Origin of the sequence: Pseudomonas helmanticensis (genome assembly GCF_900182985.1) — a bacterium.
GTDB classification, from domain to species: domain Bacteria; phylum Pseudomonadota; class Gammaproteobacteria; order Pseudomonadales; family Pseudomonadaceae; genus Aquipseudomonas; species Aquipseudomonas helmanticensis.
The window spans coordinates 4,438,704-4,456,269 of sequence record NZ_FXUY01000001.1 but is presented as its reverse complement, the minus strand read 5'-3'; the positions used below and the strand labels follow the sequence as shown (position 1 = coordinate 4,456,269).

Below are 17,566 nucleotides of genomic sequence, written 5' to 3'. Positions count from 1 at the left end.
GCCTCGGGAAGCTCCATCACCAATGCAGGGACGCACGATGATTTCATCCAGCTCAAGCTCCACTCCACAAGCCGTCAGCGACGCCAACCCCCTTGAAGCGCTGATCACTCAACTCAGTGTCGGACCCGACTTGCGCGATGTGGCGGCCGTCCTGCTGCGCCAGCATTTGCGCGAAATGTATCCCGCGCTGGATCTGGATCCCGGCAGCACAATGGTCGGCAGCCCGGCCTGGGCGCTGATCGACGACCAGATAGTGGCCGGACCTACGGCTTATCAGGCACTCACTGAAATTCTCGCCAGCCAGGTCGTGCACGGCATCCCGGCCTTGTACATCGAAGGCGAGCACTTTCTGGCGCAACAACCGATCAGCGAACCCGCCGTACATTTGCCGGTGCGAATCGACGAGATCGCCAACCTGCTCAATCTGTTGGCACCCGTGATGCTTACGGCCTTCCAGGAACAGCAACTGATGTTCTGGAACAGCCCCGGCAACAGCTCCGGGCCACGCTGGCATGCGTTGTCCGACACCCTGCGCAAGCTCTGGAACGTCAATCAGGTAAAAGGCTGGAGTGATGCTGACTGCGCGATGGCCCGCACGCTTTATCAAACTCCGGCGCAAGTCGACAGAAAACCCGACGATCTCTATCAGATCAACGCGTACCTGATCGCCATTGACCTGGTCGATGGCGACAACATCAAGCATCTGAACGAAGTTTCGATGGTCGTGTTGATCGGCAAACAGAAAACCGAGACAGTCATCCTTGCCCACTCATTACTCAACGGCTACCAGAAGTTCGATTCTCTGGAAAAGCTCGGAGCAACGCTGCCCGAGCATATCAACGCCGCCGAAACCTACCACAATTTGCAATGGCGGCTGCTCGAACCTCTCGGTAGTATTTTCGACTATCAGGCTTGTGCATTGGTCTCCATTCAAATCGATGTGATCGGTTCGCTGGATTTTTCCGACAGCGTTGCAACCGAAAGCGAAAAACCGTTATCCACATCGACACCTGAAGTGCATGAGTCTGCGAAAAAAAACAGTCCGGGCCTGGACTGGTTCAGGGACGCCCTGCCCGACTGGCTGAGTAACGCTTCCCTGCCCGACCTGAACAACTACTCTCGCCACCTGAAGGATCTGGCCGCGTTAAACAGTCAGAACGCTGGAAAATCCTATCTGGATGGCATCCTGCCGATCAGCGAATATGCGTTGAGCCAACTGAATACCCTGCACGCCCAAACCCTGCTTGAGCACGCTGAACAATTGCGCACCGCACCCGAACTGGAAACGGCGCTGGAGTCGCTTCAACTGCGGGTGAAAAGCCCGGTGATCTGGGGCACGTTTACCGTTCCGGGAAAGATCGACACCTACAACTTCAGTGTCGTCGAGCTGGCCTTGCAGAATCTGATCGCGGTCCCCCCTCTGGGCAACAAAACCCTTGTCTCAACGCGCGACAAGACGTTGCCTTCATGGCTGACCGTGGATTATCTGGAAGATCTCGTCACCCGCGCGGACATCGGTACAACCTACCCGGCGCTGATCAAAAAACAATTGCTCGACAGCACGTCGACAGTGGCTGCCCGACAGACTCTGTTCGCCCGACACTTGCGCATCCAGCTACCGTTGCTGGCCCTGCAATGCAAGATTCGCGGCGAGGCTGGAATTGATGCGCGTGGGTACCGCTATGTCATGGCCGTGCTGGAAACCGACAGTAAAAATCGTGTAGTCGAGAACCAGACCATCGTCATGCGTGCGCTGGCCTTTATCCCCAAACGCAGGACTGACGGCAGCGAGGACGAAGTCGCCAACATGTTCGTGATCGGCCCCGAGGATCCTACCGCCGGGCCATGCCTGTTGTACCGCCCGATGCTCGATCAGCCCCTGAGCCAATATCCGTCTACCAGCAACTTGCTCTACGCCATCCAGCAATCGTCCAGCCTGCGCGACTCGGTGCTGGCCTGGTTGCCTGACAACGCCCGCAGCGACTATGCCAACTATGTTTTCCCCGGCACCTTGCCGTCACCTTGGTCGGTCACCGAGTTTCTGATCGATTCCAGCAAACTCACCATGATGAGCGGGCCGATCGGCCTGAGTTCAAAAAAGCTCGCCGGCGATCTCCCCACCGCGCTGTTCAAAGCCAACGCGCAGGCAATGGTTGAGCTTGCCGACCGCCAGTCGGTATCCAACAGCGAAAATCGCTGGGCCAGTTTCAAGCGTGCAGGCTGGATACTGTTCAACGGCGTCCTGCCGTTTCTTGGACGCGTCGCTGGCGTCGCCACGTGGATCTGGCAGATCATGGATCAACTGCAAGCACTTCAAGACGCCCATGAACAAGGCGACAAACCCGAGCAATGGGCAGCGCTCACCGATGCGCTGCTCAATCTGGCCATGGCGATCACTCTGCATATTGCCGCCCGCAGTCCGCAAACCCCACGATCCCGTCAGGAATCAGTCACCTCAAAGCCGGCTAAAGATCCACTGCCTTCAGTACCGGTACGCACCCTCAAGCAACTCGACAAGGGCGCTCCCCACGAAGTGACAGACTTGCAGCAGACGCTGAACATCAGCGGAGCGGTGAATCAAACGCCGACCAGTCTTAGCCTTGTGCTGAACCGCTTCAAGATCAAGCGGCCGGAAGGACTGGGAGCCGCCAGTACAGAAAAAGGCCGCTATCTTCATCTCTATCGCCAGGGTAAAAAATGCTACGCGCCGGTAGGCAAGGACTGGTACGAAGTCACGGTAGATGAGAACGGCACGGTGAACATCATCGATGCGCAAACAGCGACGCGCTCGGGTCCTGCGCTGTTCAGCAATCTGCGTGGAGAATGGTTCGTCGATACCCGATTGCGCTTGCGCGGCGGCGGCTCAACCAGCATGACGCGTGCGGCTGGAGCCGAAGGTAAATTGGAGGCGGACAAACTGCGCACCCGGCTGGAGGCATTTGAAAACCGCAAAGCGACTGCGCAGCAAGAACTTGAAAAAGCCCATCAGGCGATGAGCACGGCCACCACCGAAACGGTTGCGACTCACCGAGAACAATTCCTCAAGACGCTGGAAACACAACGAGCCGCCTATGGCGAAGCCTTGAGCGATCTCAAGGCATTGCATGTGTTTTCGCCAACGGCCGACTATCAGCAGAAATCCCTCGGCTACCTCAAGGCTCAACTTGAACTCACGCATGCCGGCATTCGTGAAGCATTGACCGTCTTCACGCCAAAATTGCGCAGCGTACTGAATCATCTCGAACGGCAGGCCGAAGCCCGGGAGGATCGACAAATTGCCGAGGCGCGACAGATGATCACGCTCAATCAGGACATGATTACCCGACTTGAGAATATTCAAGCGCGAATGCAAGAGCTGAAAACGTTCAAAAGGGATGGGTTGCACCTGATTCAACACACCCGCAGAACACTTCCGGCGTATTCGATCGACGACCTCAAAGCGTTGCAGGTGACGCTGGCGCGCAACACTTGCCTGGCCGAACACTCAGTGGCAACGGCCGCCGAAGCCTGGCGCATCCTTGACCAGATTGTCGACACCGCCGACATTGCCGTGCAGGCATTGCGCGACACACTGGAGGAGCGCAGCGTCGCCCGGCTCGACGAGCGCATTGATAGCCTCAACGACCTGATCGAGCAGTTCAACGTGCTCGATGAACGTCTTGGGGACTTCAACACCACCTACGCCGAACAGGTGCTTGAAGAGCCCTTTGCGCGGTTACGCGGACAACTCGATCAGCTCAACCGCAACGCAAAACGCAATCTGGTACTGGTACTTGAAGAACGGGATACCTTGAGAAGCCAGCCAGTGCCACCTCCACAACCGCCGCGGCCAAAGAAGAAATTCATCCATACACGCTACAACGGCATGCTGATCGGTGAGCCACGCCTGACTGGACAGGGACTGGAAACCGATCTGGTCGACATCAAGTCACCTCTTACCAACAAGGTGATTGCCACGTTCCATCAGAAGACACCCGGAGTCTGGGTTGAACGTGTAAGCAATACGTCACCCAAGATCCCGACCCCCGCACTTGAAACCAGCCTGAACAAAGGACAGACCTTGCTCGATACGCTGGCAGCGTTTACTACCCGCATGGATGAACTCATCAAACAGCCGGGGCGCTCGCCGCTCGGTGTCGAGTTTCTGTTTCATCAACAGGCCCTGCAACTGGAACACATCAGTAGTGCCATCGACCAGGCACTGACAGACAGCAACGCCACCGAGAGCAACCTGCGCTCGGCCGCAGTCATCAACAAAAAGCTCAGCGATGCCGTCGACGATCTCTACCTGAAGGCCAGCACAGCCCTGCTGAAAATGACCAAAGAGCAACCACCCACGCTGATGGCGGTTTCGCGACTACAGAAAAACAACGCAATCAATATCGCCAAAACCGTCACCCGGCGACGCCTCAAAGGTGCCAAGGCACTCTATCTGGACGAATACACCGTCACCGACCGGACCACACGCAAAGTGCTCTGGTATGCGCACTTCCTTTATTCGACTTCGTGGGTGCCGAACAAGTCGTTCCTTTATGCACGCCTCAAAACCCCGCTGGAGCAGCAACAGGCGCAGGAGTCCAATAGCATCCGCGGACTGAGTGGCACACAGCGGCTGGCCTACTATCGCAGCATGATCGGCCTGGATCAGGCGCAAACGTTGTTTTTCAACAGCGATTGAGTCGCGCAGACGAACCTCGCGAACGCCCGCCAACGCGCGGGCGTCTCGCGCGGCACGCTACTTGCTCGATTCCTGCGAACCCGAACGGAGGCGACCATGCTGCACTCCCATCTCACCACCCTCAACGCGGTTTCTCTGATCCTCAACACCTTCAAGGCCGAAGGCTTGTCGAGCGACGCGCTACTGGCCGGCAGCGGCATCAGTGCGGCAGATTTGAACCGGGCCGACACGCGCATCACCACCAATCAGGAGATGCAGGTCTGCGCCAACGCGGTCGCTCTCAAACACGACATCGGCCTTGAATTGGGTCGGCGCATGCACGTTTCCTGTTACGGCATTCTCGGTTACGCACTGCTGACCTGTGCCACCTTCGGTGACGCATTGCACTTGGCAATCAAATATCCGGCGCTGCTGGGAACACTTTTCGAACTGAGCCTGGAAGACGACGGCCAGCGCGTCTGGTTCGTGGCAGCCGACTACCGCGAAAGTCCCGCTATGGCGGTATTCAATGCCGAGTTCTGCCTGGTTTCGCTGAAACTGATCTGTGACGACTTGCTCGGCCATCCACTGCCGCTGCTCGCGACACGATTCGAACACGCTGCACCGGATTACCGCCACAGCTACGCCGAACACTTCGACAGCCCGTTGCACTTCGCTGCCAAGGACAACGCCTTTGCCTTCGACCGGCGCTGGCTCGATCAGCCGTTGCCACTGGCCGATGCCATCACCCACCAGGCGATGGCCGAGCGCTGTCGCAAGCAAAACCTGGAGTTTACCGGGCGTCAGGCCTGGCTCGGACGCATCCGTCAGTTGCTCTGTGCCCAGTTGAACCCCGCGCCGGGCCTGGAAGGTCTGGCGCAGCAAATGAACTGTTCGCCGCGCACCCTGCGCCGGCATCTGAAGGACATGGGCAGCAGTTACCAGGAACTGCTCGATGAACTGCGCTTTGAACGGGCCAAGCAGATGCTGTGTGAGGATCAACTGCCGATTTACCGTATCGCCGAAACCCTTGGCTTCAGCGAAACCGCGAGTTTTCGCCACGCATTCGTGCGCTGGAGCGGTGTCGCCCCCAGCCAATTCAGGGCTTGAAAGTCAAAAGATCGCAGCCTTCGGCAGCTCCCACAGGGATCGGTGCAGGAGCTGCCGAAGGCTGCGATCCTTTGATCCTCAGGGGGCGAATTTCGGTCAGGATTTTTGGCCATATCGATCCCTTTTTGGCCTTTCCTGCCGTTCTCCGATTCGCCTCGCACCGCAACACTGGGGGCAACCGAATCAGCCCTGCGGAGAACAACAAATGCTGACGATCTACTCAGACGATCACCACCTGCACCATGGCCGCTGCGAACTCATCGATGGCCAGCTCAAACCGTGCTTCGAAATGCCGTCGCGCGCCGACCACGTACTGCAACGGGTGCAAAACCAGAACCTCGGCCCGGTCGAGGCGCCGAAGGATTTCGGTCTCGAACCCATCGCGCGCATTCACAGCCGCGACTACCTCGACTTCTTCAAAGGTGCCTGGGATCGCTGGACCGAATTCAACACCGACGGTGATCTGCTGCCCTACACCTGGCCGGCACGCACCCTGCGCGCAATCAAACCGACCAGCCTGCATGGCCAACTCGGTTATTACAGTTTCGACGGCGGCGCACCGATCACCGCCGGCACCTGGCAAGCGGCGTACAGCGCAGCGCAAGTTGCCCTGACTGCGCAAGCGCACATCCAGGCTGGCGCGCGCAGTGCCTTCGCCCTGTGCCGTCCACCGGGACACCACGCCGCCAGCGATTTGATGGGCGGTTATTGCTACCTCAACAACGCCGCCATCGCCGCTCAGGCATTCCTCAATGCGGGCCACAAGAAAGTCGCGATCCTCGACGTCGACTATCACCACGGCAACGGCACACAGTCGATTTTCTACGAGCGTAGCGATGTGCTGTTCACCTCGATCCACGGCCACCCGGAAGCGGAATTCCCGTTCTTCCTCGGCTACGACGATGAGCACGGCGAAGGTGCCGGTGAAGGTTTCAACTTCAACTACCCATTGCCGGCCGGCTCCGGCTGGGCTGCCTGGAGCGCGGCACTCGAGCAGGCTTGCGCCGAGATCGACCGTTACGGTGCCGACATCATTGTCGTGTCGCTGGGTGTCGATACGTTCAAGGACGATCCCATCTCGCAGTTCAAGCTCGACAGCCCGGACTACCTGGCGATGGGCAAGCGTATTGCCGCCCTCGGCAAGCCGACGCTGTTCGTCATGGAAGGTGGCTATGCCGTCGAAGAAATCGGCATCAACGCGGTGAACGTGCTGGAAGGTTTCGAACAATGAAAACCCTCAAGCAGGTCATCGTGCCGGCCTTGTGCGCCGCGCTGCTGAGCGGGGTCGTCCACGCTGAAGAACGCACGTTGCGCGTCTACAACTGGTTCGACTACATCACGCCCAAGGCCCTTGAAGACTTCAAGGCACAGAACACCCAGACCAAACTGGTCTACGACATCTTCGACACCAACGAAGCGCTGGAAGCCAAGCTGCTCACCGGCAATTCCGGGTACGACGTGGTAGTACCGTCCAACGTGTTCCTCGCCAAGCAGATCGAAGCCGGGGTGTTCCAGCCGCTGGATCGCAGCAAGCTGCCGAACTGGAACCACCTCGATCCGAAACTGATGAAGCTGATCGAAGCCAACGATCCGGGCAACAAATTCGCCGTGCCGTACATGTACGGCACCATCCTGATCGGCTTCAACCCGGCCAAGGTAAAAGCTGCGCTGGGCGACAATGCGCCGGTGGACAGCTGGGATCTGATCTTCAAGGAAGAAAACATCAGCAAGCTCAAGCAGTGCGGCGTCGCCCTGCTCGATTCGCCGTCGGAAATTCTGCCGCTGGCCCTGCAACACTTGGGTCTCGATCCGAACAGCAAGAACCCGGCGGATTACGCCAAGGCTGAAGCGCTGTTGATGAAGATCCGTCCGTACGTGACTTATTTCCATTCGTCCAAGTACATGGCCGATATCGCCAACGGCGACATCTGCGTGGCGGTCGGCTATTCCGGCAGCTTCTCGCAAGCCGCCAACCGCGCCAAGGAAGCCAAAAATGGTGTGGTGGTCGATATGCGCCTGCCCAAGGAAGGTGCACCTATCTGGTTCGACATGCTCGCGATTCCCAAGGGCGCGAAGAACACCGAGGACGCCTACACCTTCATCAATTACCTCTTGCAACCAGCGGTAATCGCACCGGTCAGCGACTTTGTCGGCTATCCGAACCCGAACAAGGACGCCACCGAACGGGTCGATCCGGCGATCCGCAACAATCCCAACCTGTACCCGACGGATGCGGCGATGAGCACGCTGTACACCCTGCAACCGTTGCCTCGTGATGCCGAGCGGGCACGCACGCGGGCCTGGACCAAAATCAAATCAGGGACTTGAGAGCTCCGCCAGAAAAGACCCGCGCACCTGCGGGTCTTTTTTTGCCTGCGATAACTATGTACCACCTGCCGCCATGGCCACTGACCTAACGTGCTGTCGTCCGGCGCTGCGCATCGCAGCGGCCGCAAACGTCAGCCAAGGATATGGTCATGTCAGAGAAACCGGCGCCCAGCGCCATCGATGTACTCAGCCAACTGGTGAGTGGCCCGTCGCTCAGTGAAGTGGCGGCGAACGCCTTGCTTCCTGCCCTTGTAAAGTCCTACCCGCAACAGGTCATCGATCCGACATTGGCCATTGTTGCCACGCCGTCCTGGCACTTCGATGGCCGGAAAATCGTCGCGGGGCCCTACCATTTCGAGTCGCTCACCGATGCACTGGTACGGCTGGCCCTGTCTGGCACCGCGATCACGCTCATCGACGGCGAACATTTTCTTACCGAACAACCGGACGTCATGCCTTGTGTCCAGTTACCCGTAGACATCGAAGCGGTTGGCGCCTTGCTCAACGAACTCGCCCCGCTGCTGCTCACGGCGCTGGAAGAACAGCAGATCGACTACTGGAACGAAACCATCAGCCCTTCCGTACCGCGCTGGCACCAACTTTCAGAGACCTTGCAGCAGGTCTGGAACGTCAGCGCCGACAACGGTTGGGATGCCGATCAACGGGCAATGGCGCTAGGCGTTTTCAAGAACCCGGACAAAACCGAACGAGCGCTCGAGGACACCTATCAGACTCGTACCTGTCTGATCGATCTTGATCTGGGCGATACCACCGACCGTAGCCATCTCAATGTCCTCGACACGGCCGTTCTGCTCGGCAGCAAAGGCGAACGGACCATCATCCTCACGCATTCGGTTCCTCAGGGATTCCAGTGCTTCGACAGCTTCACCGAACTGGAAAAGTCCTTGCAGTGGCCTCTGCAGCCCGGCGCCGATGCGCTTCAAGTGCAATGGCGGCTATTCGAGCCAACAGGCAATTTTTTCGATCAGCAAGCCTGCGCGCTGATTGCGCTGGAAGCCCAGGCGATCGGCGAGGTCGACTTTTTCCAAATTCGAAATGACTCGATTGCTCTCGCCCATCTGGGCAGCGGCGCCAGTCCGGGCGCCGAGTCAAACCTGTCCCGCCGCTTCACCCACACCGAACACGCCCTGCCGTCCTGGCTGGACAATGCCTCGCCCGCAGACCAGACCCGCTATAGCCGGCACCTGCTGGATCTGGTCGCCGTGCAGCAGCAGAATTCGGGCAAGAGTTTTCAGAGCGAAATCCCCGACATCCAGGCCTTTACCCTCGACAAGCTGCAAAAGGCGATCGATCGCACACCGACCCAGGACTTCAAGCTGCAAGACGTGGAAATAACCGATACCAGCGTTGTGGTCTGGGGCACGTTTGTCGCACCAGAACAGCCGCAGACCCTGACCTTGTCGCTGGTCGATCTGGCGCTGCAGAATCTCGCCGGTCTGCCACTGGGCGATCTGTCGGTGCGCTACCGCAACAGTTCGACACCGGTGCCGACATGGATGACCGCCATCTACCTGAAAAACCTGGTCACGTCGGTCGATATCGGCAAGACCTATCCGCAGTTGCTCGAGCAGCGCCTGGTCGAAAACAAAACCCAGGCTGCACGCCTGCAGCAGCTCTACAGTCGTCAATTGCCCGTTGAATTGTCGTTGCTGGCGCTGCAACACAAGATCCGCGGCGAAGCAGGTATTGATGAACAAGGTTATCGCTACGTCGTGGCGGCGCTGGCCGTAGAACCGACGGACAGGCGTGTCGATGGCGAGGATATCGTCGTGCGTCCTCTGGCGTTCGTCAAAAGCGATAAGGCCAGCGATAGCGCAGACGAAGTGCTCAACATGTTCGTGATCGGCCCACGCGATGCGCACAAGGGCCCTTGCCTGCTCTATCGCCCGTTGTTCGATGTACCGCTGCTGCAATACCCGTCAAGGACAAATCTGCTGTATGCGATCAAGCATTCGACCACACTGCGCCAGTCGGTACTGGCCTGGTTGCCGGACAAGGTACGCTTCGATTATTCGCAATACGTTTTTCCCGGAACGCTGCCTTCGGTGTGGACCATTCCGCAACTGTTGATCGACCCAGGCTCGGCGACAGATGACCGTGCAAACGTGACTATGTCTGGCCAGGTGATCGAGCCGGAAGTATTGGCAAGCCTGTTCAAAACCAACGCCGAGGCACTGATCACTTTGGCCGATCGCGTGTCGGTGTCGAATGTCGAAGCCCGCTGGGCCACACTCAAGCGCGGTGGCTGGGCACTGTTCAATGCGGCGCTGCCGTTTCTGGGGCGTAGCGTCGGTACTGCGGCGTGGATCTGGCAAATAATGGACGACCTGCAAGAGGTCACCGATGCACAAAACCAGCAGCAACCCGTGCCCTGGACCGCGCTGACCGACATCCTGCTGTCGCTGGGCATGGCGCTCGCGCATCGAGCGGCGACACGCAAGCAACCGCAGCGAGCGCGATCCGGCGTTCTCCCCGAGAAACCCCCTCCAGCCAGCAAACCCGCAGCGCCCGCGAGCATTCGCTTCAGTCGTCTTGCGGATATCAGCGGCGCTGAACTGCCGGGCGATCACGAGCTGTCGCTGCACGTGCTCGGAGCCCTGGAACAATCGTCTTCGAACCTGGGCACGGTACTCGACAGTCTGAAGGTGAACCGGCCGGAACTACTGGCAACAGCCGCGACCGAAGGCGCGTACCGGCACCTTTGCAGCGCCGGGCAAAAGTGGTATGCCGAGGTCGGCGAACGCTGGTTCGAAGTCGGTCTCAATGACAATGATGATGTGCAGATCATCGATACGCGCCAGCAGCCAACCCGCACCGGGCCGCTGTTGATCGTCAATGCCCGGGGGCAATGGTTTGTCGACTTGCGCTTGCGCCTGCGCGCCGGCGGCCTCAACAGTCAGCGCAAAAAATTGCTGAAACAGAATGCGAAGAAGTTAGAGCAGAAAAAACGCGACATTGCTGTATTCGACGCCGGTCTGGCTGGCAAGCGCAGCGAGTTGGTCAACGTTCGACGCGCCATGCTGGAGGCCACCGAACAAAATGCTGAAAGCGCCCGGCAGACGTTTCTCGATACGCTCGACGCTCAAGCAAAGGAGTACAGCGCTAACATCGACAGCCTGAAAGCGCTGAATCTTCTTGAGGCGATACCCAACTATCGCGGTGCAATGATCGAGCGGCTTTCCCTGCAATTGTTCCTCATGCAGAGCTGGATCGACGAGACTTACACAGCATTTCGCGAAAGTCTTGCACAGACACTCGTGCTTCTTGATGAGGACGCCAGCGAAGCTGCTGCAGAGCGCTCCGAACCTTTCGAAAAGATGTCTGACCTGACGAAGGGCATCATCGAGAAAATCGAATTTGCCCACAACCGTTTCGCCGAGCTGAACCTGCTTGGCAAAGAAGCCGTCGACGTCATCCGCGAGTACAAGGCCAGGCTGCCAAAGTTCTCGCTGGAGGACCTGAAGCTGTTGCAAATCACTTTGGGTCAGGAACTGTGTCTGTCGGCCGAAACGGGAGAGTCTCGTGAGGGTGCACGTGCCGCCCTGGAGAATCTCGTCGAGGATGCCTCTCTGAACATTCAGAGCGTGCTCGACCTGAGCGCGGAAGAAGGTTTCAACCAGCTCGGTGAGCGCGTGGAGGCGATGAACAATCTGGTGGAACAGTTCGAAGTCATCGACCAGCGGTTTGGCGACCTTGTCAGTGAATATCCGCAATATCTGGTCAGCGAACGCCTTGAGCAGGTGAAACGCCACGTTGGCGAATTTCAACAGAATGCTGTGCAGCAGCTGTCCAACCTGTTGCGCGAACAGCGCTTGGTAGAGCCAGTTGCCGGGCCGTCAAAATCGTCGACGCCGCCAATGCGTAAAATCATCAAGACCCGCTACAAGGGCACACTGGTTGGTCAGCCCAGGCGCAGTGGTGGTGGGCAGGACGGCGATCTGGTCGATGTAGTGGCGCCATTGACCGGTAAAGTGATTGCCACCTTTCACGAGAAAACCCCGGGCAACTGGGTCGAGAGGGTTCCTGCCAAACCGGTCGGATTGCCAAGGCTTGGGCCTGGGCTCTCGAAGAGCCTGCAGAGCGCCAGGGAATTGCTCGACGAACTGCCAGCCTTCAGGCAGCGCACCCAGTCACACATCGCACGGGCGCAACGCAATCCTACGGAGATCGAGGAGATCTATTACCTGCACGCCACGCGTCTGCGCGATGCCATGGACAAGATCGACAAAGCACTCACCTCTGGCAATCACGTCGAAAGCAAAACCGCTTCCGCTACCGAAGTGCGTCAGCAACTCGAAAGAGAAGCCACGGCACTTTATGCCAGAGGTCGAACGGCCCGGATCGAAATCACCAAACAACAGCCCCCGACTGCGGCGCGAGTCGAATGGTTGTACAGCAAGCAAGAAGTGACGATTACTCGATCCACTGAACGCCGCCGGCTCAAAGGCCCGCGCAAAGACTATCTGCTCGAATACCCGATTCTCGACAAACAGAGCGGTAAAGTCCTGTGGTACGCCCACTTCCACTATGCCAACCCTGACGATCCGTTGCCGTCATTCACCGCCGCGCATTTGAAAACCGTCGAACAGCGCCGGCTGGGCGGTGCCTATGTCGAGCGCGAAGGCCACAGCAATCAGGAACTGATCGCCATCCACCGCAGCGCCATCAGCCACACCCAAGCCTCGACATTGTTCTTTTCCTGACCTCGCACACGAATCAGTGGCCCGCCCTGTGCGGGCTTTTTTCATCCTATATATATATATCTACCACCAGAGCGGTTGGACGCCTCGTTAATGTTCGGTGCAGCGGCAGTTGCCGCACCGTCCACCTTCTGACCGGTAACTACCAATGAGTGAAACAACCCGAACGATCATCACCCCGCCCCTGCTCAAAAAAAGCCGACTGGTGGAACAAACCAGTGGCGGACCGACCTTGCAAGAAGCGGCTGTAGAGATGCTGCGCAAAGCCCTGAAGAAAAACTTTGCGCAATTGCTGGTCGCTCCGGACGACATCATGTTGATGACGCCTGTCTGGCACCAGCAAGGGCAGAAAATGCTCAGTCACAGCAGCCGATTCGAATCCCTGCCACACGTATTGGCGCGCTTGGCGTTTACCGGTGAGACCGCCAACTACATAGAAGGTGAACACTTTCTGACGTTGGCGCCCGAGATGGAAGACCCGGTCCATTTACCCGTCGGTATGGATGCGATCAGTGCAATGCTCAACGAAAATGCGCCGGCATTGTTTCTTGCTTTCGCCCAAAACCAGTTGGATTACTGGAACGCCACCGAAGAAGAAATACCGCGCTGGCAACAGTTGGCTGACACCCTGAAAGAAACCCTTGATGTGCAGTCGATCAAAGGCTGGGATACCAACGAATGCAGGCTTGCACGCCATGTCTCGGCATTCCCGGACAAGGCTTCGCGCGCAACAACCCACGCAGGCCTGTCGGATGTGCGTGCCAGTCTGATCGATCTCGACCTCGCCTTCGAGCTGGCAGAAGCCAATCAGACCCGGCATCTGATGGTCGCCGGCGCGCTGGTGTTGACGGCGAAGCTCGGCAGCCGGGAACTGGTCACGATGTACACCATCGATGAAGGCTTTGAATCGTTCAGCTCGCTGGCGGAGCTGGGCGCCACCCTGCCTGAGCGAATCGACATGGAGCTGAGCGGTCAGACCCTGAAATGGCGACTGTATGAACCCGATGGCAATATCTTTGATGCCTTGGTTCGGGCACTGGTGAGCTGCCAGATCGATTCGATCGACGCGCTTGACCCGATGAGCCGCTCGCCGCTGGTCAGGTTCATTTCGCCTCAAGAGCACAGTGGCCGTGAGGAGATAGCCGGCGATGTACGCGTTGGACTTCTCGACGAAGCCATCCCCGACTGGCTGATTGCCGGATCACTGGACGATATCCAGACCTACAGCGGATACCTGACGGAATTGGGCAGGCTCAGAGACGCCGATAGCGATGCATTCGACGTCAACAAGATTGCACTTATCGCCGACTATGCCCAACAGCAGATGCGCGAAGCCATTACTGCCGCCAGGCCCGCCAAAGAAACAGCACTACTGCGTCCGGATCAAGTACGGATCACCGTCACCCAGAGCTTTGAGGCCGGCGGATTGACCCTGCCCGATCCCTTCAGCACTCGCGTGCAGACACTTGGCGAATTCGCTCTGCATAACATCCGGCCCTACCTCGCCAAGATCGCCTACGCTGATGCGACGCCCACACCGGGCTGGCTGACCGTGGATCTGCTGGTGCGTCTGGCAGGCAAGGTCAACATCGGCGAAAACTATCCGAAGCTGATCAAAACCAGCTTGATCGACGATGCGCCTCAGGCGCGACTCTACAAGGCCCGCTATTGCCGGCAGTTACCCCTGTTGCTGCCGCTGCTGGCGCTGGAGTGCAAACTCAAGCGCCAGGGCGATGTCGACGAGCAGGGCTACCGCCAGGTTCGCCAGCTGGTCAAATCGATTGCCGATAACAGCGCCGTCGCTGACTGGCCCGTGCAGATCCGCCCCTTGGCGTTCATGCCGCGCTTTCGTTTGGGCAGCACCCCCGACACCGTCGCGAACATGTACATCATCGGCCCACCTGCGGGTAAGGACGGCCCCTGCCTGCTTTATCGGCCACTGCTGGATCAACCGTTGCGGCAGTTTCCCTCCGCGCAAAACATGCTGTATGCGTTCTACCAATCCGGCGAACTGCGTGACTCGGTATTGGCCTGGCTGCCCAACCGATCCTTGAGTTTCGACTACGCCCAATACGTTTTTTCGAGCGGCCTGCCCTCGCCGTGGACCCTTACCGAGCTGGCTTTCGAACCCTTCATCCATCTCGATCTGACGGCCGCCGTAAACCTCGCGGACACGCCGCTGAGCGCTGACATTTACACGAGCCTGTTCACCAGCCACAGCCAGGCGCTGGCTGATCTTGCCGATCGCCAGTCTACCTCCAATGCCGAGCGCCGCTGGGCGATCCTGGCAGACAGCAGTTGGGCGATTTTTGGCGTCGCTGCCAATTTTCTCAGCGGCCCGGCAGGCACCGCTGTCTGGGTCTGGCAAACCATCGCCCAGATCCAGCAGGCGCAGGATGCCCACGAGCAGGGTGATACGTCTGCTCAATGGTCATCGATCGGTGATGTTCTGCTGACGCTGGGCATTCTGCTTGGGCAACGCATCGCTGTTCGCCGGCTTCGGCTTTCCAGCCCGGTGAGTGAAAAAACAGCGCTCAAGCATGCGTCGGGCACAGAATTGCCCCCGCCTGCGCCGCTGCTGCGCAAGGAACCGAAGATAACGCATGACAACACGCCCCTCACGACCCCACTGCCCGCGGCTCATCTTTCCCTGTTGGCGCCGGCGAAAATGACGCGCATCGACTCGCAAAGCGCTTTTTTGAAAACCATCGATCATATGAAGGTGACCAAGCCTTCCCTGCCCGAAGGAGCGCGTCCCAACGCCGATCATCTCTATGCGTCCGAAGGCAAGCTCTATGCCCAGGTTGGCGAGCGCTGGTTTCAAGTCAGCGCACAAGTCGACGAGCCTGTATTCGCCCTTGATCCGGCCGACCCTGCTCATCCGGGTTTGAGCATCCGTTTCGACACGCAAGCTGCTCGCTGGCACTGGGAACTGAGGTTGCGCTTGCGCGGCGGTGGACCGACCGGGAGGATCGAGGCGCTACGCCGCGAAAAGGCCAAGCGCAAGGCTGACACGTGGCAGGAACTGCATCGGTTCATCGAACAGGAAGCCGGACGCAAGGCCGACCTGAGCGAAGCCTTGAAACCCCTGGACGAGGCTGACGAGCAAGCACCGATGTCCGAGGCTGAAATCACGCTCTACATCACCAAGGCCGATGAACTCGCCAATTCCTACACCGGGGCGCTGGCAACACTGGAGCAATGGCGTGAAGCGGGCGGCGCCGGAGTGTTTTATCAGTCGCAACTGATGCGCATGACCGTTGAACAGCATCGTTTCCTCAGCGGCTGGATGCGCATGAAGCTGCGCGAATACGCGAAAATCGTTGCGCCACAGCTCAACACCGCAGAGCCAGCGCAACCTCATTCACGCAAGACCCAGATGACAGCGGCTCGAAACGCCATCGCCGTGAGCGATGAGATGGTCGAGCGTCTCGATCTACTGCACGCCTCGCTCGAAAGGTTGAACCATCACTCCGGCGTCGCTCAGAAAATCGCTGACGACCTCCGGAGGCTGCTGCCGTCATTCTCGCGTCGGGATCTGCACGCCAATGAAATCGGCATGTCCATCGAACTGTCATTGCGCGAGGCACCAGACAGCACTCTGGATCCGCTGCGACAGTTGATTGTGCCGGTTTTCGAGGGTGCGGCCGAAGCCGGGCATGCCTTGGTCGAGAGGCGCAACACGCCACAACCCGCCGAAACACAAGAACTGGCAGTGGTGAGGCTCAGTGCTTTGGTCGACCGCCTGGCAGATGCCGGGCGGCGCCTGCAAGACGTCTTCGACAGCTCCGCCGCCCGTCTGGAAACCCAACGTTTCCAACGGGTTCAGCAGTTGGTGAACGCGTTTCATGAGTTAGCCCGTGAGCGCCTGCTCAAGGCATTGCCGGAGCCGGAAGAACTTCCGGTTGCGGCGATGGCCAGACTCGAACCGGTCCCGTCGTCTTCGCGCGCGGCAGGTCGGGTCAACCGGGCACGGCCACAGGTCATTGAACCTCGCAGGGCTGTTCCAGAACCCGCGCCGGTGGTCGAGCAAATGCCTATCGTGCGCGCTCCGGCCAGGCGCATTTTACCTGTAGCGGCTCTGGGCGACGAACCGCTGGTGGACAACGCCATGTCGATGATCGCCGGACTCGATGCGTTCATCAAACGCCTGCGCATCGATGCGCAACGACCGTCGCGAATTCCGGATGACATGAAAGATCTGTTCGATCAACAGGCCACTCGCCTCGATCAGGCGGCGGTGAGTGTTGATGACCTATTCGCGCGCAGGCGTGCCGATTTTCCGATTGCAACCCTGGCTGCCGAACTGCGCACGGCCGCGACACGTTTGCGCGGTGAAGGCATCAGCGTCTACAGCGGTATGCTTACCGGACGCAGGCCGCGAGAAAGCTATCTGCAATGGTTGCACGAACACGATCTGGTGCAGATCGTCAGAGACGAGCGTGGTCGCATTCGCACGAAACAACGCAAGGACTTTTTCCAGGAGTATCGAATCCTCGATATCAGGCGACAGAACAAACCCCTTTGGGTCGCGCACTTTCATTACGATAATCTGGCTGATCCGGCTGAGCGGTTCACTGCCGCGCACCTGAAGTTTGCCGACAGTTATCTGCAAAGTCTGCCGAGCAAATCGCGTCAGGACCTGGAGCACTTCGATGCGGTGGACAATCTGCTGCGCCGGATCGTCACTCCGGCGGTGCGGGATCTGTTTCTTCATCCACAACAGGCGGGCCCCGCCGAAGCGTAAAAC

At 58.7% G+C, this 17,566-nt stretch carries 6 protein-coding genes; all 6 read left to right on the top strand.

Annotated features, from left to right (window positions below):
- The first annotated feature begins 37 nt into the window (after window positions 1-37).
- The 6 genes from QOL84_RS19795 (at window position 38) to QOL84_RS19770 (ending at window position 17,563) form a co-directional block, all read left to right on the top strand.
- Window positions 38-4,678, top strand: a complete 4,641-nt coding sequence (locus tag QOL84_RS19795; protein WP_283438287.1) for a dermonecrotic toxin domain-containing protein — start codon at window positions 38-40, stop codon at window positions 4,676-4,678.
- Window positions 4,679-4,774: 96 nt separating this feature from the next.
- A complete protein-coding gene (locus QOL84_RS19790) occupies window positions 4,775-5,767 on the top strand; it encodes an AraC family transcriptional regulator (protein ID WP_283438286.1) in 993 nt (330 codons plus the stop codon).
- 205 nt (window positions 5,768-5,972) lie between these two features.
- On the top strand, window positions 5,973-6,998 hold the full coding sequence (locus QOL84_RS19785; RefSeq protein WP_283438285.1) for a histone deacetylase family protein: 1,026 nt from the start codon (window positions 5,973-5,975) through the stop codon (window positions 6,996-6,998).
- Window positions 6,995-8,095 (top strand): polyamine ABC transporter substrate-binding protein, encoded by a 1,101-nt coding sequence (locus QOL84_RS19780; protein ID WP_283438284.1) that lies wholly within the window; start codon window positions 6,995-6,997, stop codon window positions 8,093-8,095. The genes QOL84_RS19785 and QOL84_RS19780 overlap by 4 nt, the downstream gene beginning before the upstream one ends.
- 149 nt (window positions 8,096-8,244) lie before the next feature.
- Window positions 8,245-12,819 carry a dermonecrotic toxin domain-containing protein gene (locus tag QOL84_RS19775; RefSeq protein WP_283438283.1) on the top strand — a complete coding sequence of 1,525 codons (4,575 nt, stop codon included), beginning with the start codon at window positions 8,245-8,247 and terminating at the stop codon, window positions 12,817-12,819.
- A 145-nt stretch (window positions 12,820-12,964) separates the two neighbouring features.
- Window positions 12,965-17,563: a hypothetical protein gene (locus QOL84_RS19770; RefSeq protein ID WP_283438282.1), complete on the top strand. Its 4,599-nt coding sequence runs from the start codon at window positions 12,965-12,967 to the stop codon at window positions 17,561-17,563.
- Window positions 17,564-17,566: the final 3 nt, after the last annotated feature.

Bases quoted from the DNA above. Each gene is read 5' to 3' on its own strand.
- QOL84_RS19795 (WP_283438287.1), top strand. From the start codon at position 38: ATGATTTCATCCAGCTCAAGCTCCACTCCACAAGCCGTCAGCGACGCC.
- QOL84_RS19790 (WP_283438286.1), top strand. From the start codon at position 4,775: ATGCTGCACTCCCATCTCACCACCCTCAACGCGGTTTCTCTGATCCTC.
- QOL84_RS19785 (WP_283438285.1), top strand. From the start codon at position 5,973: ATGCTGACGATCTACTCAGACGATCACCACCTGCACCATGGCCGCTGC.
- QOL84_RS19780 (WP_283438284.1), top strand. From the start codon at position 6,995: ATGAAAACCCTCAAGCAGGTCATCGTGCCGGCCTTGTGCGCCGCGCTG.
- QOL84_RS19775 (WP_283438283.1), top strand. From the start codon at position 8,245: ATGTCAGAGAAACCGGCGCCCAGCGCCATCGATGTACTCAGCCAACTG.
- QOL84_RS19770 (WP_283438282.1), top strand. From the start codon at position 12,965: ATGAGTGAAACAACCCGAACGATCATCACCCCGCCCCTGCTCAAAAAA.